Origin of the sequence: Kribbella sp. NBC_01484 (assembly GCF_036227145.1) — a bacterium.
GTDB lineage: Bacteria > Actinomycetota > Actinomycetes > Propionibacteriales > Kribbellaceae > Kribbella.
The window spans coordinates 5,061,976-5,087,576 of record NZ_CP109437.1 but is presented as its reverse complement, the minus strand read 5'-3'; the positions used below and the strand labels follow the sequence as shown (position 1 = coordinate 5,087,576).

Genomic DNA, 25,601 nt, shown 5'->3' with positions numbered 1-25,601 from the left:
GCATCGAAGACATGGAGCTTGACCCGAACGACCCCCGACCGCCGTACAAGCAGGTCGCCACCACCCTGCGCGCGGCGATCCTCACTCACCGGTACAACGCGGGCGAGAAGCTGCCGTCCCAGAACGATCTGGCGACGCAGTACGGGGTTGCGCGGATGACCATCCAGCAGGCGCTCCGGCTGCTACGCGACGAGGGACTGATCGTCTCTCGGGCTGGCAGTGGTGTGTACGTCCGTGATCGTGCCGACCAGGCAGTTGGCCTGAGGCCCACGATCGAGCACGCATTCGAGCGATCGCGCGTCACCATCGACTTCGCCGGCCTGACCGGCGAAACACTGCTCGGCGCACTCGAGGAACCACTCGACCGCATCAGGCGAGGGCGCCTCACTCCCGAGTCGATTAGCATCCGGCTGCTGCTGCCAGACATGTCGCAGCCCTTGGCCGTTCCCTCTCGAGCCGGGAACAATCCGGGAGAGGATCAGGCGGTCCGCGATCGGGCCCAGCAGATCGCACATCGATCGGCCGGCCAAATCATCGAGTCCATCGAGGAGCTCGGCACCATCGGACTGGTTCCTAAAACCAGCGTCGAGTGCCGCGTCGTCAACCTCCCGATGATGTTCAAGCTGTACCTCCTCAACGATGAGGAGGTCTTCTTCGGCTTCTATCCCGTGGTTGAACGGGAAGTAGCCATCGATGGGAAAAACACGCCCATCTTCGACGCAGTAGGGAAGGACACCGTGCTCTTCCATCACTCCGTGAGCGACGACGACCGAGCCACCGGCTCGCAGTACGTCGACCAAGCACGCATCTGGTTCAACAGTCTCTGGGGCACGATCAGCCGAGCCCACACCCCGTGACCACCGAATCCCCTGCATCTGCCCTTCGCTCAACCCAAGCCGTACTCCTGGACTTCGACGGTCCAGTCTGCTCGGTCTTCGCGGGTTACCCAGCACCACAGATCGCAGAAGAACTACGCGCCCTCATCCGCGACGCTATCGGAGACGTCCCAGCCGCGATCGCCGACGCGAACGGCCCCCATGAGGTCCTAGCTGCATCAGCAAGCCTCGGCAACGAGATCTGGCGACGAGTCGAGGAAGCTCTTCAGGCCGCCGAGATCAAGGCCGCCGAGAGCGCAACGCCCACACCCGGAGTCGAGCCTTTCCTCGACGCCTGTAAGGCTGCCGACCGCCCGGTCGCCATCGTGAGCAACAACTGCGAGGCATCGGTACGCACGTACCTCGAGCATGCGGCGCTCGCCGATTACGTCCGTCATATCGAGGCACGCGACCCGATCCACGTTGACAGGATGAAACCGAGCCCGTACCTCGTCCGTCGTGCAGCAGACGCACTAACCGTCGCTCCCGGCAGATGTGTCCTGATCGGCGACCAGGTCAGCGACGTCACCGCGGCCATCGCTGCCGGCGCTCGAAGTATCGGCTACGCCAACAAGCCAGGCAAAGCGGTCGATCTAGCAGCGGCGGGCGCAGATGCCGTCACTGATGACTTACGCAGCGCTGCGGCACTCGTCGGGCTCCCGAGTTAGTCCCTTGTTGCAACCGGTCAAGCGGCCAGCTCGCGCGCATCCCGAAGCTCGCCTCGTCATCCATGGTTTCAGCCTTGAGTGCGCGGCTGCCAGCAGCCTATAGTCCCAGATTCACGCGACCGATCGATGCGTGCAACATCAGGGGGAACATGTCATTGCGACTTGAATCGCTAGTCGCCGACGCTAAACAGAACGGCTGGGCTGTAGGCAGCGGGTCTCTCGAGAATCTGCGCTGGCAGGTCAGCACAATCAGGGCGACGGAAGTTCCACTTCGAAGAGGGGAACCGCCAATATCACTGCTGAGGCCCGTCGCAGATACCGAGGCTCACCCAAACTCACTCAGCGCCAAATACGGAACGGGGGCGCAGCCATTACACACCGACGGCGCCCACTTGCTAGTACCGCCCGACATAGTCATCCTCGGATGCGAAACTATCAGTCAGATCCCAACCAAACTTTGGCGGAACGCCGATCCTTTCGTCCGATTTCCACCGCAATACCTGCGACATGGCGTCTTTGCTGTGCTTGCAGGCAGGAATAGCTTCTACGCGACAGCCTACTCAAATCGCGCCTTCCGCTTCGATCCAGGATGCATGGTTCCTTGCGACAAAAGAGCCCGCGAAGCCGTTGCGCACTTCGAAGATGCCTTGGGCGACGCCGTAGACCATCTGTGGAATGAGCCTGGCCTGGTGCTTGCGATCGACAATCGCAAGTTACTCCATGCGCGATCGTCCGCCGAGAGTGAACCGGATCGTGAGATACAACGCCTCGCCTTACGTTTGCCGGGAGACACTCGATGACCGCTCCGTATGATCACGAAGCTCTGTGGATTAAGGCGAAACTGTTCCTTAACAGAGCCATGGATGATGAAGATGCACGTGCCTTCGACGAGCGAGCATTGTGGGCATCGTTGGCTCTCGAGCTACTTGCCAAGGCAGCCCTTGCGCGGGTGACGCCTGCCCTCATCGCAGATCCGTCTGAGGACGGCATCAATCTGCTTATAGCGAGCGGTCTAGTAGAAGGTGACCCAAGGTTTCTTTCCGTGCGCGCCAAGACCATATTCTCGAGATGTCAGCGCGCCTTCAAACCATTTAACGCTAAGGAAGCAGAGATATTCACGAGCGCTCGAAATGAATACCTCCACAGCAGCGGTATCGGTTTCGCTACAATTCCCCCTCGTGCTTGGTGGCCAAGATATTGGTCACTGGTTATTGTGCTGATTGCAGCGTTGGAAAAAGAGCTTGAAGAGCTCGTTGGCGCAGATCGCCAGCAGGAAGTGGAAGATCACCTCGCGCAGAACACAAAGAACATTGAACATCGGACTGAAACACTGATTGAACGGGCAAAGCTACGCCTGGCGCAGTTTCGTGGCGGCACGCTTCCTGCAAAGGTCGCGGCGGAATTCAGGCCAGGCTTCGACCGTACAGCCGGTCTGCGTTACCGCGAGCCAGAGACCTGCCCGGCATGTGGCGAAATGGGTACATTGGAAGGTGACGAAGTCTCCAATACGGAGATCGAGTACGAACAGGTCGATGATTATGATTTCGTGCCGACCGTTACCTTGACAATCGAGTCAGAATTCTTCAGTTGCCCCACATGTCAGTTGGTGCTCGACAGCTACGAGCTCATCAATCAGGCGGGCCTGTCCGATTCCTTCTACACCGAGGGCGACGAGCACGACGTTCGCGAGCCGGACTACGGGAACGACTGAATGAGGCGGGCTACTCTGTGAGCCGCCAACAGATCCGCGACACTCGTCCGTTCAACTGATGCGCGACAGACTAGAAGGCTGGCGAGATCCTGGAACGCTGGCAACGCACGCACATGCCGATGAACGAGCATGTCTTTCTGCCCAGAAATTGCCCAACGATGCCAGTGGCCACACGTGACGCGAGAAGGTCGAGTGATAGTTGGGCAATGCTGGATTTCGTGCAGCGAGCCTCAATAGCAGCTGGGACGTGACGCCTCGGCCCCCAACGACCATGCTAACCACGGCCAACGGTATCGACGTATCCGACAGAAACTACAACAGCTTTTCCTCGGCGCCCCAGCTGGGGACCTGCGCGATGTTGGGGCTCAGCTGGCGGCACCCCGCGGCGTGCCGCGCTCCCCGCTCCCGGGCTAGGCCGGGATACTGGATTTCGAAATTAAGGAGGCCACATGAGCGGCTTGGAGCCTGCCCTTGCTGCTGGCGGTGGACGCCTCCTCGGAGGCTTGGCGGCGCCAGCGGCGCGGGCACTCGCCCGTAAGGTGACCTTTCGGCGGTCGGTGTGCCGGCGGGTCCGCAAGAGAGCCGACATCTCGTGCCGGTGGCGGAGCTACCGGAAGTGGCTCAAGACCATCACCGCCGAGGAGCTCGCCACGCCGGTCGAGGACATCCACGGGCCGTTGGCGAAGAGGCTCGACGACATCCTGACGGGTGCGTCGAAGGACTGGTCGTCCGCTCATGACCACCTGTCCCGTGCTTTGCGGCTGGTCGAGCTGACGTACCCCGCCATCGCGGCAGCGCTCGGCGATGGTGACCGAGCGGCGCTGAGTGAGAGTTGGGCGCAGCAGCGCAGCATCAGCGTGCGGGAACGCCTCCTGCAGCTCGTGGGTCCCGGCGCGGCGTTGAGCTCTGCTGACCTCGCGATGGTTCTCCAGCAGCGGTCTGAGGCGCGCCGAGCGGTTCGCCTGCAGGCGTTCGAGGTCGACGAGGCTGCCTTGGCGTCGTACTTCGACCAGATCGAGATCCCGGATATCCCGGCCGGCGGAGTCGTGGTGCTCCTCGGCGACTTCGGATCTGGAAAGTCCGAGACCGCAGAGGTCTGGCACCGGGCCGAGATCAAGAATCTGATCGCAGACGCGGATGCGCCGTTCCCAGTGTGGTTGAGCGCCCGAGACCTGCTTGGTCAGACACTCGAAGGCGCCGTCGACCGCCAGCTCGGGCACGCCTGGCGCCACGGACGTGGCGCCTCCGTCGCGGTTGACGGCCTGGACGAGACCGACCCCGCCACTGCACAGACTCTGCTGGAAGCCTCCCGCATCCTGGCCAGATCCCACAGCGATGTACGGGTCTTGCTAACGGCTCGTCCTGGCATCTTGTCCCCGACTCGGACAGAGGAGGCAACGGCGGCGCTACTGACCGAGGATGACGCACTCAAGCTCGTCGAGTTGGCCAGCGGCGAGTCGCGTGGCAGCTGGCGCTGGACGGCGGACATGCGAGCCACAGTGACGAGGCCATTCTTCGCTCTCGCGGCGGGAGCCATGCTCGGCCGGGACGAGGCTCCTCGCGGAGAAGCAGATCTAATTCGAGGCTTGGTCGAGGACGCGCTTGCGAAGGGCACCGAGCGGTCGGCGGTGACGGCTGGCGAGACTCGATCGGTGCTTGAGCACCTCGCCGTCGCACTCACCAGGACGGGCAGGGACGGCCTGCCGTTCAGCGACCGCCAGATCGCCCGTTCCAGCCGACTGGTTGCCGACAGCGTCGATGGCTCAGTCCGGTTCTCCCTGCCGATCTTTCAACACTGGTTCGCGGCCCAGGCGATTCTTGCCGGGGACGTCGCGGCAGCCGAGGTTGTGTCCGACGCTCTCAGCTTCAACCGGTGGCGGTGGGCGGCTGCCATAGCCGCGCTGAGCGCCCCAGCCGCTGAGTCGGTGGATGATCTGTTGGGTACGTGGGTGGCCGGGAACGCGGGAGCTGCAGCCTGGGTCATCAAGGAGGCGTTCAGCGGACACCGGGACTGGCGCACGGCAGACGATGAGGACCTCAACGCCAAGACGAGCGGGGCCCGGCTCCTTCGAGCCCTGCGTGCGTGGGCCAGTGCTCTTGGCCCGTTCGCTGACGGCGTCCTCCCTTATCCGGTAGTCCAGGGCGCGGTCGGGTTGGGTGTCACAGTGCGCGGCCACTGGATCGACGTAGCGTTCTCGACGTCTCGTCCGGCGGCCGATTACGTGACTGAGGTTCCGCCGGGGCTACACCCGCTGCTCCCGGCTGGAGCGCCGGGCTGGCGCCCGTGGTTCAGCGGTGGAGCCCCGGAAGGCGACGCCTGGCCGTGGACCATGGTGCGGACCATGATCGCGAAGGCCACCCTTAAGAAGCTATCCGGCGACCCGTTCCTGGGCGCCCCAGACGGGGTCTGGGTCCAGGAACGTCGATTCGACCTTGCTCGGCGCCTCCTCAACCGCGGGTCACTGTTCCACGGAGACCTTCCCGCCGACGAGGTTAGGAAGCATGCGGCGGACAAGTTCGACACCATTGGACGGAACCGACAGGCCGGCATCTCGCTCAGAGGCTCCGCAACCTATTCCGGTGCAGAGCTTGAGGATCTCGTCTCGTGGATCGACGCGACAGGGGCCGTCCAGGTCGTGTCGCATCTCCCGGAGGAGGACGTGCCGCAACCGGGGAGCAGCTGGGTCTGGGACTTCTACTCGCCGCAGCGGCTCATGGAGTTCGAGGTCGAGGTGTACGGGCGGGCGTGTCAGGCGTATGACGAGGCGATGGCTCACTCGTTCGCCCGGCTTGGGTGGTCAATACCGAGTTCAGCGTTTGCACCGTTCGGGGTCATCCTGGAAGTGGACTTCACGCCCGGTCGGCTGGGCAACATACCCGGTTTGACCGCGATGCGGGTGCCAATGGAGTTGATGCCGTCGACTGCTCCCCCTGGGCCTGAGGCGACTTGGTCAGTGTCCAGGCGGGCGGTGATCACGCAGACGGAGCGGGAGAGCTCGGCGGACTGGGATCGCCACTCCGCGACTCTCGAAACCATTCGTTCTTGGCTCGCCGAGCAAAACCGCGAACCAATCAGCGGTCTCGGATGGACAGGATCAGGCACAGACGACATGTCCAAGGTGCGGCCAGCGTCCACCATCGCAGCAGGTTGGCTATGGAACGACCTGAAGGGCATCGGGCTCGGCGACGGTACGTTCCCGCAGCTTCGGTAGGTGTCCTGCATATGCGTCGCCCATGAGCAAGCCCCGGAGCCGACGCTGAACCGGACATAGCCCACGATTTGGTACGAAGGTCGCCGCTCGACGAGAAGCCCGCGATCGTGCAGGCCTTCCACGCGATCCACCGGAAATGTCATTCTCCGACGCCGATCCGCACCAGAGTCCGGTTGCGCGCATTTGAGCGCTCAACCGGAATCCGCGCGGCGCGATCTGTGCTTCCGCACTGTCGCAGATCACGTGGCGGATGACTGTCGCGCATGTGTCGACGGAGGACATGAGGCGGGCTACTCACCGCCTGACAAGTTTCTCTACGTCTTCAAGACGGGCCCCTCCAGGGCCCGAAAGCGCGCCGCCACCGGAGGGCGGGACGCCTGCCCGCCGCTCCGCTTCGCTGCGTTCTGGGCGCGTCCCTTGGCTTGGCGCGCATGTGCCAACAGGGTGCCGGGTCGAAGACAGCAGACCTCGCCGTCAACGCTCGACACCCTGTCGGTGTGCTACTCGCCGGAAAGGCCGGCCACTCAGCCTTCGCCCGCTGGTTCCTGCCCGGCCCGACTGGTCTGTGGGTTCCCGCATCGCCCCGCTAGCAATCATGGAAGGGACGGTCCGGCACGGCACGCGTCAAGGGCGCCTGCGGCGTCCCTCCGGGATCTCCGACCCTTGACCCGCACCGCACCGAACTTAAGGTCGGCAGCTATCGGGGCGATGCGGGAGGACTGCCCGCGGGCTTGACACGTAACCTTCAACTGGTTCACTCGCCACTGTCTAGATCCTTGAAGTATGGCTGCTTTCCAATGTCCAGCGCAGGGTGGAACGTCGGATGCACCATGAATCCAGTGACTTGCCGCAGATTGCTCGGATTATCTGGGAAAGTCGGATCATCGTAGTTGAATATTGGCGGCTCGTCGGAATCTCGACCGGACAAGACCGCACCAAGAAATCCGATATTATGCAACAAGCGGACCAAGGGCTGATACATCTCGACCCAATCGGTGTCGACGGTGGACGACCATATCGATGTCGTAAGTTCGGTCATCCAGACGACGCCGTTGAAGTCAGGATCAGCCATCAATAGAGCGCAATTATCCAACCGCTCTGTAAGACCATCGATGTCCAAAATATATGGACAGCCCCTGAACTGGCTGAAAACACGGTCGATTCCTGGGTACGTCGGCTTCCACTCATCGCGGAGTGCGAGGAGCCGATTTGTCGAGTAGTCACCTTCAGCGAGGCCAATGGCCCGCCACGTCACCTTGCCTTGACTATTAGCGTTAGCAAGACACCGATTCATGAACGCTATGGCGTCACGCGGCCTCATCAAGGTCCTGTCAATGACGTACCGGAACGGGTCGCCCATGGTGTCATTGACCCTCGGAAGGATGTCGCGGACCGTAGATAACTCAGTCAGATTCTGTCGCGCGGCAGCGGCGGCGACTCGCACATCGAGCATTTCACGCAGCTCGTCACTCGACCATCTCACGACCTGGGTTAAATCGCGATACTTCTCTTCCTGTCCGCCCGAACGACCAAAGTCCAACGCATCAAAGATGTTGGTACGCAATGCTACCAGTACCTTAAGGTTGTCAACACCCTTGTTGAGGTCGTAGGTAGCCCGGAAAAGGCAGCGGATCAAGTCGTTCGTGATCTGCTCATCGGCCCAGTCTTTATCCAGATCGTCAATCAGGATGTAGGTGAAATTCTGCTCCGAATCCAGTATGTCATCGTTCAGAATGTCAATCATCTTGTTGAGCCGAGGCAACTGCGTGGCATTCACAATACGTTGGAACAGGCGCGCAATCTCCGTTCTATCCGTACGAGACGCCGTTCCAGTATCCGCAAGACCGGCGGTGAGGTTAGCGGCGCCTAACCCAAGCTTTACGCCTAGCTCATCCTTTACCTGAGTCTCGAACTTATTGGTGACTTCCTTGATGCGTACATCGGCCTCGTTCCAAAAGGTTCCCTCGAACTCCTCGAGGTACTGCAGCGCATCCAGTTTGCTCTTATCGCGGCGCAGCTTGTCTCGAATATTTCCAAGAAACCTTGCCTTGGCATCCGCAGAGTCGACCTTGTACCGATTCTTGATGACTTCCACGACCAGTACATGCTTCCAGAGAGCAATGAACAGCGGATCCAGGCTAACGCCAAGCGAGGTTAGCCTCTGCATGACGTCAAGCCCTGCTACGTACGTGAGCGAGAGGTCCTCCGGATTGATGGTGATTACGTGCTCAGAGTGCTGTTCAGTCAAACGCTGGAAACAGGCTGACTTCCCGCTGCCGGTACGACCCACAATGAAACACTTGACGTGCTCACGCGATTCCAGATCTTCGTACAACCAATTTTCATAGAAGGCTTCTCGCAGTAAGCCATCGAATTCCGCCTGCTCCTCCCCCAACGACAGCTTTCGTCTAAGCATTTGTTTGTTGCGTCCCCCCACAGTGCCCCCCTCAGGCAAGTGACCTATGTTTCGTTGTCGGTGTCCGCGCATCCCAGACAGCGGAGCGGCACTCGTTGTCGCGGGCGTAGCGTAGCGTAGCCACTGGACAACCACCAGGTGACACGTGACTGTCAATCGAGCCGCTGCGATGGATGCCAGCGGGCCCGCAAGACGTTCCGCACCACAATCCTGCTCGATCGGCCTTGGGACGGGACAGGATCGGCGGGCCTTGTGACTGAGACTGCTTGGTTGCAGTTCGGCCGTGTTCGGCCTGGTTCGGACGCGTCCCGTTGGCGGCCGGCCAAGGCGGCGTGAACCCTCGCGGATTGCTCCAGACAGCGACAGGTCGAACTTGAACCCCGCGGCCCGCCATGCACGAGCAGTTGATCGGTTGCGCGACACTGACCGGAGTGGGAGCCCCTGTATCGTCGCGGACCAGAGGTGGAAGGTATGTCCCAGCAGAGCCTCAGAGATGCCCTGTTCGCCTGGGCCAATAGCAACGCACAGTTGACTGGCCGGATCAAGGAACTCGCCCTGGCCGAGTCCGACGACGTGGATTCGGCAGGGTCGGCCCGTCGAGCCGCTCTCGCCGCCACCGCCGACGCAATCCGTGTGGTTCGAACCGCCCGCTCTGAAGTCGCCCGAGCCTACCGAGATATGCACGTGGAAGTGCCACACGAGTTCGACACGGATCCAGCCAGGTGACCCGAGTGCCACGATTGATCCGGGACGACTTACGGGGCGTGATTCAACTGGCAGTAACAGGAGCCGAGCAGCAGCGACGAGCGACCAGCACGCGGCGGATGCCCTTGAAATAAGGGGCTTTCGAGCGACAGGGAGCAACGTCGAGTAGATCAGCCCGATTATCAGCGGGTTCGGGGTTCGAGTCCCTGGCGGCGCACAGTAGCCCAGGTCACGCAAGTGCCTTGGGCTTTGTCATGCCAGGCACGGGCCCTTACGTGCCTCTTTGCCAGAACTTCCCCTCGCAGCGAGCTCTCACCGTCTTCATCAGATCGGTTTGCACGCTTGGCCTGATCATTACTGTGCGTCACATCACGTCGGTTCGCAACGCTGCGGACTTCTCGCACTCTCCGCCGCGCCCAGCGTTGAGCAGGGCCAACCATCACCCCGGTTGGCGGCATGACATGTCGAGACCACCGATGTCGATCGGAAGCTGTCAGCCCCGGTGGAGACTGGTCGATCAACCAGCGCTCGAGGCTGGCGACGAGATGACTCTCGATCTGAGGGTCGGCCGGCAGGGACCTCAGAGTTATCCGGATTCGCCAGAATCTGGCCGCGATTTGCGTGCGGCGCTGGCTGGACGGGTCTCGGCTCCTCGAGACGGAACGCCTTCGCCGGCAGGCCACACCTGATCCGGGGACGCAGTCGACCGCCATAGTCGGCTCGGGGCGCGGGTGTGTGGGCGTCCACGAGCCAACGTTGGTTAGGTTGTCATTCGGTGTGCCGGGAAGCCTGGTCGGCTGTGGGTGGGCCTGACCCGTTTTGACGGACATCCGAGATCAGGAGCTGGTGCTCCGGAAGGATGTTCATCATGGAGTCCATGGGCAAGAAGAAGCCGCGGCCTCGTCGTTCGTTCACGTCCGAGTTCAAGGCCGAGATCGTCGAGCTGTGTCAGCGCGGCGACCGGTCGGTTGGTCAGGTCGCGAAAGACTTCGATCTGACCGAGACCGCGGTACGGGAGTGGCTGAGGCAGGCCGAACGTGACGCCGGCACCCGTACTGATGGGTTGACCACGAGTGAGAAGGACGAGTTGGCGCAGCTGCGGCGAGAGAACCGCCGGCTGCGGGAGGATGTCGAGATCCTGAAGCGTGCGACGGCTTTCTTCGTGAAGGAGACCCGGTGAACTGCTACCCGTTCATCGAGGCGGAGAAGCAGGGCGACCACAACGTGAAGCGGGCGTGTGAGTTGCTGCAGGTCTCTCGTTCCGCCTACTACGCCGACCGCGCCGGCGGCCCCTCGGTGCGCGAGCAGCGCGACGCCGTCCTGACCGGCAAGATCATCGAGATCCACGACGAGTCCACCCAGACCTACGGCTCGCCGCGGGTCCACCGCGAGCTCCGAGCTCAAGGCGAGCGGTGCTCCCGCAAGCGCGTGGTCCGGCTGATGCAGGCCGCCGACCGGCACGGGCGCATCCCGCGACGCTGGAAGAAGACCACGATCCCGGACCCGGACGCCGCCACCCGTCCGGACCTGATCGGCCGCGACTTCGGCATCGACCCCGACCACCCCGGCCAACTGGACCGCCGCTGGTGTGGCGACATCACCTACATCCACACCTGGCAGGGCTGGCTCTACCTGGCCACCGTGATCGACCTCGCCTCCCGCCGGGTGGTCGGCTGGGCGACCGCCGATCACCTGCGCACCGACCTGGTCGCCGAGGCGCTCACCGATGCCGTCAACCGGCGCCGCCCAGCACCCGGTGTGGTGTTCCACTCCGACCGGGGCTGTCAGGTCAGTACACCTCGGCCCAGTTCGCCAACCTGGCAAGAGATCTCGGCGTCACGCTGTCAGTCGGCCGCAAGGGCCAGTGCTGGGACAACGCCGTCGCCGAATCCTTCTTCGCCACCGTGAAAACCGAGCTCATCCACCGCCGCGCCTGGCCGACCCGCAAGGCCGCCACCAGCGCGCTGTTCGACTACATCGAGGGCTGGTACAACACCCGCCGACGCCACTCCACCCTCGGCTACCTCAGCCCCACACAGTACGAATCCACCATCACGGCCACCGCCGAACAGGTAGCCTGACCACCTCACATCGACCCTGTCCGTCGAAACGGGTCAAACCCAGGGTGACATTTGCCGACCTAGGGAGCATCCGATGGTGTTTCAGATTGTGCTCGCCGTAGTGGGCTTGGTTGACCTTCGCAGCGGATCATCTTGTGCTTGGCTCGTCGCGGTTGGCGGAACGGATTCGGATCAGTCCGGTCGTTGTCGGTGTTGTTGTCATCGGCTTGGGCACATCCGCACCTGAGTTCTTGGTCTCCGGAGTAGCCGCAGCACGTGGGGACACCGGACTGGCGGTGGGCAACATCGCCGGGTCCAACATCTTGAACCTGACTCTCGTCCTCGGCATCGCCGCATTGGCTGGGTCGGTGGTGGTGACCTCGCACGTGATCCGCCGCGAAGTGCCGCTGACCGTAGGAGCCGTGGTTCTGTTCTCGTTCCTGGCTTGGGCGGGCCTGAGTCCCATCACCGGCGCGCTGCTGGCCGTCGCCGGTGTATGCGCACTGTTCGTTCTCCTGCGATGGGCCGGCCAAGAGCGCAACAACGAGGAGGTCGCCGATGAGGCGGCCGAGTTCACGCAAGGGAGGGCGACTGTAGATGTGCCGGTTGCACCGTCGACACTGCCGGCGTGGTTCGAGCCGGTGCGCGCGGTCCTGGGTCTGGCTGGGGCGCAGTTGCTGGTCGCCAACGCATCGGCGATCGCAGCTCATCTCGGCGAACCTCAGGTCATCATCGGGTTCACCTTGGTCGCGCTTGGTACGTCGCTGCCGGAGCTGGTCACCACGGTCCAGGCTCAGCGGCGCGGCGAGTCCGACCTCGTTGTTGGAAACCTCTTCGGCAGCAATCTGTTCAACAGTCTCATCGGAGGCGCGGTCGTGGGGTTCGCGTCCGGCTCGGCCACGCCCGGAAAGGCGGCGGTTGCGCTGAGCGTCACGATGATCCTCACCGCCGGGCTGGCCTGGGTCCTGCTTCGCCGGGGTCTGACCTTGACCCGCGTCGAAGCCCTAGTCCTCATGGCCGCCTACGCACTGACCATGCCGCTGCTGCTGTCGACGTGAGACCCGGCCGGATTCCGAAGTCCGGAACCGGTCCACGTGTGCTGGTCTTCCCGAGTGGCCTCTGCTCGGCCACCAGCAGGTGCGGTTGTGAGCTCTGGACAAGCCTCGGTCACGCGAGCGTGGCCCTCTTGTCGACGGCAGCTGAAAACTGATCGGTGGGCGGCAGCAAATCAGGCACCTGATGCTCACCGGTGCCGCTGCGCGCCGGCGATGCGGAAAATACCAAGTCTGACGTGGGTCTGATGTCGCATCGCCGGACCCGACATCAGGATCGCGCAGCTGGGCGTGAATGCCTGGTCAGCTTGGAGGTGTGGGTGGGTGAAGGTCGATCGAGATGTCCGGTGGGGTGGTGATCGAGTTGTGTACCGTGCAGTGTCGTGCGACGGCCAGGAGCGCGTCGCGCCGTACGGGGCGGTAGGTCGTCGGCCAGCCGGATGGTGATGTCGATTCGGTCGACCCTGGCGGGCTTGTTCGCGAGCTGGAACGAGGCGTCGACGACCAGGCCGGTGGTGTCGAAGTGGTGCCGGTGCAGGTAGCGGCGGGCGTAGAAGGCGACGCACGAGGTCAGCGATGCGACGAAGAGCTCAGTCGGTGTCGGCGCGGTGTCCTCGCCGCCGGCGTCGATCGGTTGATCGACCGACAGGACGTGGTTGCGGATTCTGATGCCGAACCTGTCACCCGATCGGTGGTCAACCCGGATCATCGCCGTGGAGTCCTTGACCTCCCCCGCGGTTACCGTGACGGCTTGGCGCCGAAGCCAGCGTAGGTGCTCTTCATCGCCCAGCAGATCGAGACGGTGCCACAAGACAGTCGTGGGGACGGCTTGGGAGGCGTGCGCGAGACTCGCTATCCGCTGATGTTGCCGGTCAACGCGAAGTACCAGGTCGATGTCGGTGGGGTCGTGGCCGATGAAGCTGGTTCCGAACTCGCCGTTCAACCGGTCCGCCACTGTACGCGGTACTGTCCACCCGAGCACCGGCAGGTCAACGCAGCGCGCAGCTGCGAGCGCGGCCGCAGTGGCCGCGGCGTGATCGGGATGTCCGCTCACGCCGGAAGGATCGAAGACGAGCAGGCCATCGGCACCTGCCGCCTTGATCTGGGCGAGTACATCGCCCGTCAGCGTCGTCCGGCCGACGTCGGCCAGTGCGCCATCGGGATGGTCGAGCAGGACGGCCGAGTCGACGCCGAGCTCCTTGGCCGCGTTCTTCAGTTCGGCGGCGCGCAGTATGGCGAGGTCTCCGGCCGGCCCGAGCGTGGAAGCCTCGCCGTGGGTCAGACACAACACGGAGACCTGACTGCCGGCTCGTCCGAAGCTGTCGAGGATCGCACCCAGCCCGAACGACTCGTCGTCGGGATGGGCGACCACGGCGAGAACCGAGGACCAACCAGGCAATGTGCGGGTCGGGTGGTTGGCAGGTGCGGCACCAGTCATCGTGTACCTCCGTCAGGGCAGCTGCACGTAGCCGTGCCGCATCTTCCACAGGAAGTACTTCTCGAAGCCGAGCTTCATCAGGTGCGCCTGCGGGCCAGGGATCAGCACACCGTGCTTGCGCGGCGGCAGCATCTTGTCGGCGAGGATGATCACGCCGTTGTTGCCGGCGTCCATCACGCAGATCGCCTTGATGTCACCGAACGCCTTGGTGTTGGTCGGCTTCTCGCCTCGGATCTGCGCGGCGATGTTGGCGGCGGCGGTGTGTGCCATCACCTCGGTCGGGAAGCCGGTCTTGGGGATCCCGACGGGTGTCGGGGTCTGCCAGGGAGCGTCGACTGCGGCGGCCACACCGACTGCGTAGACGTCGTCGTACTTCTCGCTCTGGTAGGTGTCCCGCACGACGACGTAGCCCTTCTCGTCGGCCAGCCCGTTCGACTCGTTGAGGAATTGCTGCCCGAGGAAGGGTGGGATGACCATTCCGAAGGTGAAGGGCAGGTTCTCGCCGTCGGCCAGCACCAGAGCACCCTGGTCGATGTGGTCGATGCCGACCGAGATGCGCGTGTCGATGCCCTCTTTCTTGAGGAACATGCCGAGGAGTTGCTCGCCGTGTGGCAGGCCGCCGATGCCGAAGTGTCCGAGGAAGGGTTCTGCCGTGACGTAGGTGAGTTTGACCTGCTTGTGCAACCCTGCCTTCCGCAGCTGGTGTGCGGTGTTGAACAGGAACTCGTAGGCGGCGCCGAAGCAACCCGCACCCTGGGTGGCCGCGACGACGACGTCACCCGGGTGATCCAGGAACCGGCGCCAGGCGACCCCCGTCCGCTGGGCCTCGGGGAGCGTGGTGATGGTGTTGGCGTTCTCCTTGAACCCGGGAACGACGTCGTCCTTGTTGCGGTAGCCGGTGGCGATGACCAGGTAGTCGTAGCCGAGCTCCCGGCCGGCGTCGGCCGTGACCTTCCTCGCGACCGGGTCGACTTTCGTGGCCGCCGCGTGGATGAACTCGATGCCGTGGGCCTCCAGGGTCGGTGCGACCGGGAAGGTGATGTCGGCGCTGTCCCGCTTACCGAACGGTAGCCAGATCAGGCTGGGATTGAACAGGAACTGGTCGCTGGCCGACACCACCGTCACGTCGACATCGCCGTCCAGCTCGTGCCGGACGGCCAACGCGGCGGTCAGCCCTCCGAAGTTGGCGCCCAGTACCAGGACCTTCTTGCGCATCTCCAGCCTCCTCGATCGAACTCTCTTGAGGCAGGTATACCCGGGGAGGTATCGGGGCCATCAGGGTCCTGTGGCCCTTCATCGCGGGCCAGAGGTCATGCCCAGCGGTCGGCTGGGGCGCGGCCGTCCGATGACCGTCGGCGGTGCGCTGGTCTGGCGGCGACGAGCCCTGAGTCTGGGCCTTGACCACCTCACGCCAGGGAGAGGAAGAGCTTCTCCATCTTCTTCGTGTCGATACTGTCCGGTCCGTCACCCTCCACGATGCATCGGCGCAGGCCGCTGGCCACGATCGCGAATCCGGCGCGGTCGAGTGCGCGGGAGACGGCGGCGAGCTGGGTGACCACGTCCTCACAGTCGCGGCCTGCCTCGAGCATCCGCAGCACACCGGCGAGCTGGCCTTGGGCGCGCTTGATCCGGTTGACGACGGGAGTCATCTCGGTCGGGTCGAGTGCTGTCATCTGTGCTCCTCGGTGAGGGCCGCAAGCGCGGCGGTGAGGCGGTCCTTGGCGTCTCGGGCGACGCTGTGCAGCTGCGGGGCGTCGGACAGCCCCATCATCGCGTCAGGGTCGAGAGCTTCGACGACGGTGGTCTCCTCGTCCACGGATCGGACCACGACGTTGCAGGGCAGCAGCGCGGCGATCGACGGCTCCACTTGCAGCGCCTGGTAAGCCAGCGGCGGCCGGCAGGCGCCGAGGATTACCTGCGGGGGTACGTCGACGTCGAGCTTGGCCGCGAGTGTGGCCTTGAGGTCGATCTCGGTGAGGATGCCGAATCCCTGGTCGGCGAGGGCCGCACGGACCGCTTCGACGGTCTCGTCGTACGGCCGCTCGACGGTCGTCGCGAGCGTATAGCCGGGCATCAGGCGCTCCTCGCGCCCTGCTCGTCCGCCGCATCCGCCCGCGCCTTCTCGATGTCCAGGTCACGCACCGCCGCGATGACCTGCTCGAGCGCCTGGGCCGGCAGCGCGCCAGGCTGGGAGAAGACCAGCGAGCCCTTCTTGAAGGCCATCAGGGTGGGGATCGACGTGATCCGGGCGGTCGCGGCCAGCGCCTGCTCCGCCTCGGTGTCGACCTTGCCGAACACGATGTCGTCGTGCGCGGCGGCGGCCTTCTCGTAGATGGGCGCGAACATGCGGCACGGGCCGCACCAGGATGCCCAGAAGTCCACCAGGACGATCTCGTTGTCGAGGATCGTCTGCTCGAAGTCGGCTCTGCTGAGGTTCACAGTGGTCACGGGCACTCCTTCTGCGACGGTGAGAACCGTCTCACTTGACGATACCCCGGAGGGTGTTATCCACCCTAACGCACATACCCCCACCCGTATTCCCGGCAGCGATGTGACGGCGGCCGGTTTCAGTGGGAAAGCGGCCGACACCAAATGGTCGGTCGCGATCGACCCCGTCCTTGACTACCGCATCCACGGCGACGCTACGCACGGACCGCTCTGGCCAGCTACACGGTTCAGTGCCACACCGACGGCAGTCAGACCGATGTTTGCGAATACCCCAGGGGGTGTTATCGTCAGGTTCATTAAATACCCCATGGGGTATCAACCTGATCGGTTGGACAACGAGCGAAAGGACCTGCCCGATGCGGGTGACCATCCCCGAGATCGATGTCGACCAGCTCGCCGGAGCCGTCAGAGCCGGCGCCGCGATAATTGACGTCCGCGAGCCGAGCGAGTACGTCGTCGGCCACGTCCCGGGAGCTGTTCTCATCCCGATGGGCGAGCTGCCCAGCCGCCTGGCCGAACTCGATCGGTACGCCGCGGTGTATGTCGTGAGCGCGTCGGGCAACCGCAGCCGCACCATGACCGACTTCCTCCGCCGGGCCGGCTTCGAGGCTTACTCGGTGACCGGCGGCACGGGCGGCTGGATCCGTTCGCGTCGCGCCGTCGTCACCGGCAACGAACCCCGCACCTGAACCTAAACCCTGACACAACCCTTGGAACAGACATGACTGAAGCCATCGACCGGACACATCCGGCCAACTCTGCCGGCATCACGGTGATCTCCCTCGAGACACCGACACTGGGCGACCGCAGCTATCTGGTGCACGACGGCGAACAGGCCTTCGTGGTGGACCCCCAGCGTGACATCGACCGGGTGATCGCGTTGCTCGAACGGCACCGCCTGCGGCTGACCCACGTGTTCGAGTCCCACATCCACAACGACTACGTCACCGGGGGGCTGGCATTGGCTCGGCGAACCGGTGCGGCGTACCTGGTCAACGCCAGGGACAAGGTGTCCTTCGAGCGCACGCCGATCCGGGACGGTGAGGTCGTCGAGATCGGTGCACGGATGCGAGTCACCGCGATCGCCACACCGGGACACACCTTCACCCACCTGTCGTACACACTCACCGACGCGGCCAGCAACGCGCAACTGGCCGTCTTCTCCGGCGGATCCTTGCTGTACGGCGCCACAGGTCGCCCCGACCTGCTCGGTCCGGACCACACCGACGACCTGGTCCGTGCACAGCACGCCTCGGCCCACAAGCTCGCCGCACTGTTGCCCGACACAGCCGAGGTGTTCCCGACCCATGGCTTCGGATCGTTCTGCTCCGCGACCCAGTCCGAGGCATCGTCGTCGACGATCGGACAGGAGAGGCAGACCAATCCGGTACTCATCCAAGACGAGGAGACCTACGTCCGCGAGCTCCTCGCCGGCCTCAGCGCCTACCCCGCCTACTACGCACACATGGCACCGGCCAACACCGCCGGCCCGGCCGAGCCAGACCTCTCGACGCCGACCAAGGCAGACCCCGCCCAGCTGCGGCGACGGATCGATGCCGGGGAATGGGTCGTGGACCTGCGCACCCGCACCCTGTTCGCAGCCGGGCACGTGCCCGGCTCGCTGAACTTCGGGCTCGACGGCGCCTTCGCCACCTACCTGGGCTGGCTGATCGAGTGGGGCACCCCCCTCATCCTGCTCGGCGAGTCGGCCGAGGACGTGGCCGAGGCCCAGCGTGAGCTGGTCCGGATCGGCATCGACCGGCCAGCAGCGCACGCCACCGGCAAGCCCGAGGACTGGGTTGCCGGCACCGGACGCCGCGTCGCGGCGTTCCCGATCGCGACCTTCGCTGACCTTGCTCAGGTCCGCCACCATCGAGACCTCACCGTGCTGGACGTGCGCCGGAACGACGAATTCGCGGACTCCCGGATCGAAGGGGCGCTCAACATCCCGATCCACGAGCTGCCCGGGCGGCTGTCCGAGATCCCCGGCGGCGAGGTCTGGGTGCACTGCACCGCCGGCTACCGCGCATCGGTCGCCGCCTCGCTGCTCGACGCCTTCGGGCACTCCCTGGTCGCGATCGACGACTCCTTCGACAACGCCAAGCCCGCAGGTCTGCCACTGGCGGGCACGGAAGCGTGACACTGGCGATCGCAGCTGCAGCGGGCGCGCTCATCGGGCTCAGCCTGGGCGCGCTCGGCGGCGGCGGGTCCGTCCTCGCCGTCCCGGTCCTCGTCTACGTCCTCGGGCAGTCCCCGGCACAGGCGACAACGGGGTCGCTCGTCATCGTCGGCCTCACCGCCATGGTCGCAGCCGTCACCGCCTACCGCTCCGGCACCGCCCTACTCGCAAGGGGCCTGACGTTCGGCGTGGCTGCCATCGGCGGCGCCGCAGCCGGCGCGAAAGCCTCCAGCCTGGTCCCAGAGCCCGTACTTCTGGCCGCCTTCGCCGCGTTGCTCCTCGTGATCGCCGCAGTGCTGGTCGTCCGCCAGATCCGCACTCGTCATGGCCTGCCAGCAGAACGCCGGCCAGCCCATGTCGACAACCCGATCATCACCTTCTCGCCCAGGTTCGCCTGCCAATGCCCACAAGCACTCAAGGTGCTCGTCACTGCCACCGCCGTCGGCGTGCTCACAGGCTTCCTCGGAGTCGGCGGCGGCTTCCTGGTGGTGCCTGCTCTGATGCTCGCGCTCAAGCTGCCGATGGAGTATGCCGCCGGAACCTCGCTAGTCGTCATCACCATCACCTCAGCGTCGGCGCTGGCGGTCCGAGCCGGCACCGGCACCCAACCGGACTGGAGCCTGGTTGCGGTGCTCACCGCAGTGGCAGTCCTGGGCGGCTGGACCGGCGCCCGACTGACGGCGCGCCTCGACACCACCAAACTCCAGACAGCGTTCACGGTGCTGCTCGTGCTAGTCGCCGGCTACACCGCCTGGCAGGCCGTGCCCGCACTCATCTGACCCCCATCCCTGTCCAGCACACCCGACGATCCGAAGGAGAACCACCATGTGCAGAACAGTCACCTGCAAAACGTGCGGCAAGACGACCTGGGCCGGGTGCGGCCAACACGTCAAGCAGGTCATGGCAGGCGTCCCCACCTCCCGTCGATGCTCCGGCCACGCCGACGAGCCGGCCGGCCGAACCGGCTGGTTCGACAAGCTGATCGGCCGCGCCTGAGCCGGCGGGCTGCGGTGTGTCCACCGTCGCCAGCCTGCGCCGGCACACCCGCCGGGATCACGTGTCCGACCTGCTCGACGGGTATGGCGCCTGGCTCCCGCTCACCGGAGGCCGGCGCCCAGCGCTGACGTCATGCCCAACTCCTCAATCCCAACTCTTCATGCGCGGCAGTCATTTCCACCACCGAACCGTCATCGAGACAGACCGAAAAGCTGACTCCCGCCGTCCTGCGCGAGCTACTGCGCGGCGAGGGCGCCCCGCGGCTGCTGGACGTGCGGACCCCGGGCGAGTTCCATACCGCGCACATCCCGGGTTCGTACAACGTCCCGCTCGACACCCTGCGCGAGCACCGCACGGAGTTGCGGCAGCACCTCGACGAACAGGTCGTGCTGATCTGCCGCTCCGGCAACCGGGCCGGCCAGGCCCAGCAGGCCCTCGCCCAAGCGGGCCTGCCGAACCTACGCGTACTCGCCGGCGGCATGCTCGCCTGGGAAGCCGCGCAATGCCCGGTGATGCACGGCAAGCCCCGCTGGGACCTCGAACGGCAAGTGCGCCTGGCGGCCGGGACCACCGTGCTGGTCAGCGGACTGGCCGGTCTTGTGGTTCCCGGCGCGCACCTGGTCGGCACCGCCCTCGGTGCCGGGCTCGCCTTCGCCGCGGTCACCAACACCTGCGCATTGGGCATGCTGCTGTCCAAACTCCCCTACAACACAGGCCCGAAAGCGGACATCAAAGCCGTGATCGACACCTTGGCCGCTGACCGGGCCTGAACCCGTGTGATCGCTTGGCTGCCAGGCGGCCAAGCGATCACACAGCTGCGCGGAGCGCCCTCATTGATAGCAATCATCAGGCCGAGAGACCCGCCGGATGCGCCCTCGTCGTCGGCGGTGTCCTCGGCCCGATCACCTGCCCGGAGGTCGTCATCGACTCCGCGGGGCACGAGCTGGCACGATCGAGGCAACTTCTCGAGGGAGGAACCACCGTGGCTGACAACGAGAACTCCACGGCCCATGCAAGCATGGGTCACGATGCCCGGCCGTGAGGAGACGCCAGCCAGTCCGTCGACGTCTGACAGCACGAGCTCTCGCGCCGCCTTGCGTTTCGGGTCCTCGATCGCGTTTGGCACGGCCGGCGTTACGGTCGTCGCCTTCGCCTTGGCGTTGACGGCTCTTCCGAACGACGTCCCCTATCCGTTCGCGAGCGACGTCATCGCCGAGCAATGGCCGGGAGACTACCTGTGGATGTACCCGGCCATGCTGGTGATGCTCCTCTTCGTCGCGTTGCTCGCGTCGGTTCACGAGTACGCCGCTCCGAGGCGGAAGATCTTCAGCTTGCTCGGGGTGTGCCTCGCGACTATCGCTGCCGCGGTGCTTCTGATCGACTACTTCATCCAAGTCACGGTGATGCAACCGAGTCTCGAGAAGGGCCAGCTCGACGGCTGGGCGATCCTCACGCAATACAACCCGAACGGCGTCTTCATCGCTCTCGAGGAGCTCGGATACTTTCTGATGAGCCTCGCCCTCGCTTGTGTCGCTCCGGTCTTCATGCAGGGGAGCAAGATCGAGCGCACGATCCGCTGGCTCTTCGTTGGGAGCTTCGCGGCCGTGCTCGCCGCGCTCGTCGCCGTCTCGGCAGCGCGCGGAATCGATCGCGGAGATCTCTTCGAGATCATCGTGGTCTCCATCGTCTGGCTGACGCTGATCGTCGCCGGGCCCCTCGTCGCGGTCGTGCTCCGGCGTGCGGCTGCCTGCTCCCAAGGCGCGTGACGCGCGGGCTGGCACCGATGACAGGCCACGCCCGCGTGCGCTACGTAGCTTCAGAACCGGGGACTTGGCGACGAAGATGGGGTGCAGGCTCGCGCGAGCGCGGCAAGCTGTCACTCCCAGGCGCTTCGAGGACAGCCACTGTCGAAATCGAACCGACAACCTTCTCACTACGAGAAGGACCGACACCGTGTGATTCAGCCTCTACCAGCAGTTTTACGTACGGCCATTCCCGCATCACACCCGGATTTCCTCCTCGGTACTGATGATTTCGCACCACGACCGGCACCACGCCTCGCCGGCTGACTGCTCGTCGGCTCGTCGTCAAAGGGCCCGCAGGTGACGCCCGCGTACCCACCCGGCTTCGGCGCCTCGGAAAGGATGACCATCGACTCAGCCTGAGCGCCCTCATGACTGAGCTGCCGCCACTCAAGGGTCTGGTGAGCACTTCCTTGCGCTGTTCTGAGGCCGCACGCCCTGCGATTGCATCATGACTTCAACTGACAGTCTGGCCGCCTTTGGCTCAATGAAAACCCTCGGTGTGGGCCGCGTACCGCTTGAGGTACTCGACACCGTTCTGCCTGCTGGCCTCGGTGACTCGCAAGAAGAGGTCCAGCAGGCCGTCGGGGCCGTTGTCGACCGCATTGACGCTGCATGTGACAACGGTGGTCCACCTGTGCATTTCTTGGCGGTTGGTCGGTCAGCTGGTGGCACGGGCGGCGTCGACGATCACGCCGGTCACCGCGTCCGGGTCGGAGATCATCGACAGGTGCGGCGCGTCGACCTCGGTGATGTGCGCGCCGGCGCGATGTGCCATGACTTCCTGCTCCGCCGGTGGCAGCACCTTGTCCGCCGTACCGATGAGGTCCCAGGACGGGATGGTCTTCCACGCCGGAACACCGGCGAGGGTCTCACCGAGCGTGCTGGAGGTCAGTGGCCGCTGGGTGGCGGCCAGGACGGCGGCCTGCTTGGCCGGGATGCCACCGGCGAACAGGCCCGCGAACTGATCTGGCTTGATGTACACATCGGCGTTGATGACGTTTCCGCTGGCGTCGTGGATCGGCACCGCGTTGATCGAGCTGTTCGGGTCCAGGTCCGAGCCGGGCTGTGCGGCGGCGAGCGCGCCTACGCTGTCGCCTTGGTCGGGGATGAAGGCGTCGACGTAGACGAGGGCCTTGACGTTGGGGTTGCCGGTGGCAGCGCTGGTGGTCACCATGCCGCCGTAGGAGTGCCCGACGAGCACGACTGGGCCAGGGATGGTGGCCAGCAGGTCATGCAGGTACTGCGCGTCGGAGGCGAGGCCGCGCAGCGGGTTTGCCTCGACATCGACGGTGTATCCGGCGCTCTGCAGCTTTGATGTGACGGCAGACCAGCTCGAGCCGTCAGCCCACGCGCCGTGCACGAGCACGATCGTCGGTTTGAGCGGCTTGTCGTTCTGCAGGGTTTGCGCGCTGCTGCTGGTCGCGGTGCCGATGCCCAGCGCGAGCACGCTAGTGGTGAGGACCGCGACGGCCGCGGGGAGTGACTTCTTCGGTGTACGCATGGCTTGTCCTTTGCGGGTGTGGTTATCTGCTCGGCGGGCTCTCCGAGTTGGGGTCAGCGGCGGTGCCGAACTAGCAGAGGAGCTTCAGCAGCGCGGCGTTGACCTGCTCGGCGCGCGTCCAGATGATGGCTTGCCGACCGCCCGCCGAGGACACCGTTCGTGGTGTCGGAATAGACGCTAGGGCGCGACGCAGCCGCCGGCGCCGTTGCGCGCGTTAGCCTGCACAACGTGCAGATAGCCGTGCACGAGTGGTCCACCGCCGCCTTCGCGCCGTACGAGATGACCGACCGGCAGCGGCAAGAGCTCGACCAACTGCCACCCCGCTGAGGTAGCGGCCATCGCTAGACAGCAGCATCGGTAGGTCGACCTAGGGTCGGCCTCGGCGCGGTCTGCGCTCCCGGTGACCGATCTCCGAGAGCGCGTAGCATGATCTATGCGAGCCGGTGCCGACAGCGCATGTCGCGCCTTGCTCGCGGCACGCTCAGCCTGCGCTCGGGGAGCAGGGGGAACTACGAAGGACTAGGCCCGTGATCCAGATCGTCGACTCGAGGACGATTGCGGCCGGCGTGCGGGCCGAGTCCATGCACGCGGTGGCCGCCAGGATCATTCCGGTCGAGCTCGACTTCCCCGTAACGGGCCCTGTGGTGCGAGGCATGCTCGCCGACATTGGTGCGTTGCGGATCTCCTCCATCCGATCCAACGTCACCAAAGTCGAGCGGAGCCCGCGCCTGGCGCGCGATGATCTGGCACCCAGCCTGATGCTTGGTCTGCAGGTCAGCGGGTCGAGCCTCGTCGTTCAAGAGGGCCGCGAAGCTGTTGTGCGCCCGGGCGACCTGGTGGTGTACAGCTCGACATCTCAGTACGCACTGGTCGACTCCGAGGGTTACCGACAGCACCAGTTCCGCATGCCGTTGGAGAAGCTGGCCCTGCCGTGGGATGTCGTGCGGCAGGTAACGGCAACGCGACTGAGTCCTGGACATCCGGTCGCAGACTTGGCCGCGGTCTACTTCCGGCGCCTCGCGGGCCGGCCGAGAGCGTTCGCGGACGCCGGCGCCAACGCGGTAAGCCAGCCCTCTATGGAACTCATCCGGGCAGTGATCAGCACGCACCTTGACGTCACCTCAACGGCGGCCAGGGAATCACTGCGGGCCACGTTGCAGATGCGGATCTTGGAGTACGTGCGTGCGCACCTGGGCGATCCGACCCTCAGCGCCGCTCAAATCGCGGCCGCACACCACATCTCTGTTCGACACCTGTACAACGTCCTCGCCGCCGGCGGCATCTCCCTCGGCGCGTGGATCCGCAGCCGCCGCCTGGAGGCGTGCCGAGACGAGCTCGGTCGTGGCCTGTCTCAGCACGTCACCATCGCCGCCGTGGCCCGACGCTGGGGATTTCGCGATGCATCCAGCTTCGGGCGCCTCTTCCGCGCCGAGTACGGACTCTCACCACGTGAGTGGCGCGAGACGGCGACGAACGCGCAACCTGCCCGAGCGAGCGAGTAAACAGCGACGTCCGTGAGGATCGTCCGCTGAAGCACCATGCAACAGCGGTACACGCGCGGTCCCGATCAACTCGAGCCGGCAGCCTCTGCTCGTTCCGCACGAGCCGCAGCGGGTGCCGGTTGTGGCCGGCCTGCATCTCGGCGTCGGCGACGCCGGCTGGTTGACATGTTCAGTGAAGGAACCCGTCCCACTTCAAATCGTAGGGAGCCGCCAGGTATAACGGCCGGGCAGCTGCTCGACAGGCCGGGCCAGCTCCAGTCCGACCGGCCACCCCGCCAGTGTTGCCCTCGGCAAGCGCTTCGCGCCACCCCACGCAGTCTCGCCCCGCGTGCCGAGTCCTGCCCGCATTCGGGCGACGTTGGGGCCGCCCGTCCGAATCGAACCGGCGACCTTCTCATTACGAGGAAGAACTACAGCGTCGCATCTGCTCTCCACCAGCGCTTCTAGCAACGCGGCCTCCCCCAGCGAGCGCGAGATTCCCCATGCGTATCCGTCGTTTCGTGCCACGAGTCATGCCATGCATCTCGACCACCCGGGCTCGGCTCACGCCTGGTCGGCCGACCAGGTGCACCAGGCGCCGGACTTCTGATCCGTAGGAGCCTGCACGTGCTCACGTGTCACGTCGCCGAACCTAGCCGACCGCCGCGTGCCTGGCTGCTCCGTGCTCGCTGCTCGGGGTCGTTGGGGTCGCGGAAACGTCCCGAGACCGGCATCGTCGAGGTCGAGCGGACCGTGTCCCTGGGCGGGACCATCTCGTTGGGATCCCGCGTGCTGCTGGTCGCGTGGATGCTGGCCGGCCGGCCGGTCGGGGTGTGGATCGAGGACGGTGCACCGCTGCTGTTCTTCTGGGCCGTGCATTGGGACGGCAATGGGCGCCCGGACAGTTCGAGGCCAAAGGCCAAGTATCGGGCCCTCAATGGTCGAACTCGGCGGGTGGCATCTTGGGGGGAAGACCGCTACTGAGGCGAAGAACAATCTCAGGATTGTGCTGGGGACTCGGGCGACGTTGAGCGTGCCTGCGGAGATTGAGCCT

24 protein-coding genes are annotated in these 25,601 nt (G+C 64.9%); 16 read left to right on the top strand and 8 right to left on the bottom strand.

Translation table 11 applies throughout. The features are described from left to right. Nucleotides 1-11: 11 nt before the first annotated feature. From OG555_RS25050 to OG555_RS25035, 4 genes are all read left to right on the top strand, one after another. On the top strand, nucleotides 12-857 hold the full coding sequence (locus tag OG555_RS25050) for a GntR family transcriptional regulator (protein WP_329474983.1): 846 nt from the start codon (nucleotides 12-14) through the stop codon (nucleotides 855-857). After that, entirely contained in the window at nucleotides 854-1,543 is a 690-nt protein-coding gene (locus OG555_RS25045) for an HAD family hydrolase (protein ID WP_329474982.1), read from the top strand. Before OG555_RS25050 ends, OG555_RS25045 begins: the two co-directional genes overlap by 4 nt. 796 nt (nucleotides 1,544-2,339) lie before the next feature. Continuing rightward, complete coding sequence (locus OG555_RS25040; RefSeq protein WP_329474981.1) at nucleotides 2,340-3,254, top strand: hypothetical protein; 915 nt, start codon at nucleotides 2,340-2,342, stop codon at nucleotides 3,252-3,254. A gap of 857 nt (nucleotides 3,255-4,111) precedes the next feature. Then, a complete protein-coding gene (locus OG555_RS25035; protein ID WP_329474980.1) occupies nucleotides 4,112-6,466 on the top strand; it encodes an NACHT domain-containing protein in 2,355 nt (784 codons plus the stop codon). 754 nt (nucleotides 6,467-7,220) lie between these two features. Here OG555_RS25035 and OG555_RS25030 read toward each other — a convergent pair. Further along, entirely contained in the window at nucleotides 7,221-8,903 is a 1,683-nt protein-coding gene (locus OG555_RS25030; protein ID WP_329474979.1) for a P-loop ATPase, Sll1717 family, read from the bottom strand. A gap of 1,552 nt (nucleotides 8,904-10,455) precedes the next feature. Here OG555_RS25030 and OG555_RS25025 point away from each other — a divergent pair. From OG555_RS25025 to OG555_RS25010, 4 genes are all read left to right on the top strand, one after another. Beyond that, nucleotides 10,456-10,767: a transposase gene (locus tag OG555_RS25025; protein ID WP_329474978.1), complete on the top strand. Its 312-nt coding sequence runs from the start codon at nucleotides 10,456-10,458 to the stop codon at nucleotides 10,765-10,767. Further along, nucleotides 10,764-11,495 carry an IS3 family transposase gene (locus OG555_RS25020; RefSeq protein ID WP_329474977.1) on the top strand — a complete coding sequence of 244 codons (732 nt, stop codon included), beginning with the start codon at nucleotides 10,764-10,766 and terminating at the stop codon, nucleotides 11,493-11,495. The genes OG555_RS25025 and OG555_RS25020 overlap by 4 nt, the downstream gene beginning before the upstream one ends. Further along, nucleotides 11,405-11,668, top strand: a complete 264-nt coding sequence (locus OG555_RS25015) for an integrase core domain-containing protein (RefSeq protein WP_329484867.1) — start codon at nucleotides 11,405-11,407, stop codon at nucleotides 11,666-11,668. The genes OG555_RS25020 and OG555_RS25015 overlap by 91 nt, the downstream gene beginning before the upstream one ends. 134 nt (nucleotides 11,669-11,802) lie before the next feature. Beyond that, nucleotides 11,803-12,705 (top strand): sodium:calcium antiporter, encoded by a 903-nt coding sequence (locus tag OG555_RS25010; RefSeq protein ID WP_329474976.1) that lies wholly within the window; start codon nucleotides 11,803-11,805, stop codon nucleotides 12,703-12,705. A 265-nt stretch (nucleotides 12,706-12,970) separates the two neighbouring features. Here OG555_RS25010 and OG555_RS25005 read toward each other — a convergent pair whose 3' ends face one another. The 5 genes from OG555_RS25005 to trxA form a co-directional block, all read right to left on the bottom strand. Further along, nucleotides 12,971-14,137: a PIG-L family deacetylase gene (locus OG555_RS25005; RefSeq protein WP_329474975.1), complete on the bottom strand. Its 1,167-nt coding sequence runs from the start codon at nucleotides 14,135-14,137 to the stop codon at nucleotides 12,971-12,973. A gap of 12 nt (nucleotides 14,138-14,149) precedes the next feature. Continuing rightward, nucleotides 14,150-15,352 (bottom strand): NAD(P)/FAD-dependent oxidoreductase, encoded by a 1,203-nt coding sequence (locus OG555_RS25000; RefSeq protein WP_329474974.1) that lies wholly within the window; start codon nucleotides 15,350-15,352, stop codon nucleotides 14,150-14,152. Nucleotides 15,353-15,543: 191 nt separating this feature from the next. Continuing rightward, the gene (locus OG555_RS24995) at nucleotides 15,544-15,810 is read right to left on the bottom strand and encodes a metal-sensitive transcriptional regulator (protein ID WP_329474973.1); all 267 of its coding nucleotides are present in this window, start codon (nucleotides 15,808-15,810) and stop codon (nucleotides 15,544-15,546) included. Then, a complete protein-coding gene (locus OG555_RS24990; protein WP_329474972.1) occupies nucleotides 15,807-16,211 on the bottom strand; it encodes a DUF302 domain-containing protein in 405 nt (134 codons plus the stop codon). Before OG555_RS24990 ends, OG555_RS24995 begins: the two co-directional genes overlap by 4 nt. Then, complete coding sequence (gene trxA, locus OG555_RS24985) at nucleotides 16,211-16,585, bottom strand: thioredoxin (RefSeq protein ID WP_329474971.1); 375 nt, start codon at nucleotides 16,583-16,585, stop codon at nucleotides 16,211-16,213. Before trxA ends, OG555_RS24990 begins: the two co-directional genes overlap by 1 nt. A 356-nt stretch (nucleotides 16,586-16,941) precedes the next feature. Here trxA and OG555_RS24980 point away from each other — a divergent pair, with 356 nt between their 5' ends. From OG555_RS24980 to OG555_RS24955, 6 genes are all read left to right on the top strand, one after another. Continuing rightward, nucleotides 16,942-17,274 (top strand): rhodanese-like domain-containing protein, encoded by a 333-nt coding sequence (locus OG555_RS24980; RefSeq protein ID WP_442914442.1) that lies wholly within the window; start codon nucleotides 16,942-16,944, stop codon nucleotides 17,272-17,274. A 32-nt stretch (nucleotides 17,275-17,306) separates the two neighbouring features. After that, nucleotides 17,307-18,725 carry an MBL fold metallo-hydrolase gene (locus OG555_RS24975; RefSeq protein WP_329474970.1) on the top strand — a complete coding sequence of 473 codons (1,419 nt, stop codon included), beginning with the start codon at nucleotides 17,307-17,309 and terminating at the stop codon, nucleotides 18,723-18,725. Beyond that, entirely contained in the window at nucleotides 18,722-19,543 is an 822-nt protein-coding gene (locus OG555_RS24970) for a sulfite exporter TauE/SafE family protein (protein WP_329474969.1), read from the top strand. The genes OG555_RS24975 and OG555_RS24970 overlap by 4 nt, the downstream gene beginning before the upstream one ends. A gap of 46 nt (nucleotides 19,544-19,589) precedes the next feature. Beyond that, a complete protein-coding gene (locus OG555_RS24965) occupies nucleotides 19,590-19,760 on the top strand; it encodes a hypothetical protein (protein ID WP_329474968.1) in 171 nt (56 codons plus the stop codon). A gap of 272 nt (nucleotides 19,761-20,032) precedes the next feature. Beyond that, nucleotides 20,033-20,530 (top strand): rhodanese-like domain-containing protein, encoded by a 498-nt coding sequence (locus OG555_RS24960; RefSeq protein WP_329474967.1) that lies wholly within the window; start codon nucleotides 20,033-20,035, stop codon nucleotides 20,528-20,530. A gap of 390 nt (nucleotides 20,531-20,920) precedes the next feature. After that, complete coding sequence (locus tag OG555_RS24955; protein WP_329474966.1) at nucleotides 20,921-21,526, top strand: hypothetical protein; 606 nt, start codon at nucleotides 20,921-20,923, stop codon at nucleotides 21,524-21,526. A 520-nt stretch (nucleotides 21,527-22,046) separates the two neighbouring features. Here OG555_RS24955 and OG555_RS24950 read toward each other — a convergent pair. Together OG555_RS24950 and OG555_RS24945 are read right to left on the bottom strand one after the other, a co-directional pair. Then, nucleotides 22,047-22,205 (bottom strand): hypothetical protein, encoded by a 159-nt coding sequence (locus OG555_RS24950; RefSeq protein WP_329474965.1) that lies wholly within the window; start codon nucleotides 22,203-22,205, stop codon nucleotides 22,047-22,049. A gap of 18 nt (nucleotides 22,206-22,223) precedes the next feature. Then, nucleotides 22,224-23,066, bottom strand: coding sequence for an alpha/beta fold hydrolase (locus OG555_RS24945; protein ID WP_329474964.1), 843 nt, complete (start codon nucleotides 23,064-23,066; stop codon nucleotides 22,224-22,226). A gap of 527 nt (nucleotides 23,067-23,593) precedes the next feature. On the opposite strand from OG555_RS24945, the gene OG555_RS24940 reads away from it, so the two are divergent. Further along, complete coding sequence (locus OG555_RS24940) at nucleotides 23,594-24,568, top strand: helix-turn-helix domain-containing protein (protein ID WP_329474963.1); 975 nt, start codon at nucleotides 23,594-23,596, stop codon at nucleotides 24,566-24,568. A 768-nt stretch (nucleotides 24,569-25,336) separates the two neighbouring features. After that, nucleotides 25,337-25,531, top strand: a complete 195-nt coding sequence (locus OG555_RS24935) for a hypothetical protein (protein ID WP_329474962.1) — start codon at nucleotides 25,337-25,339, stop codon at nucleotides 25,529-25,531. The last annotated feature ends 70 nt before the right edge of the window (nucleotides 25,532-25,601 follow it).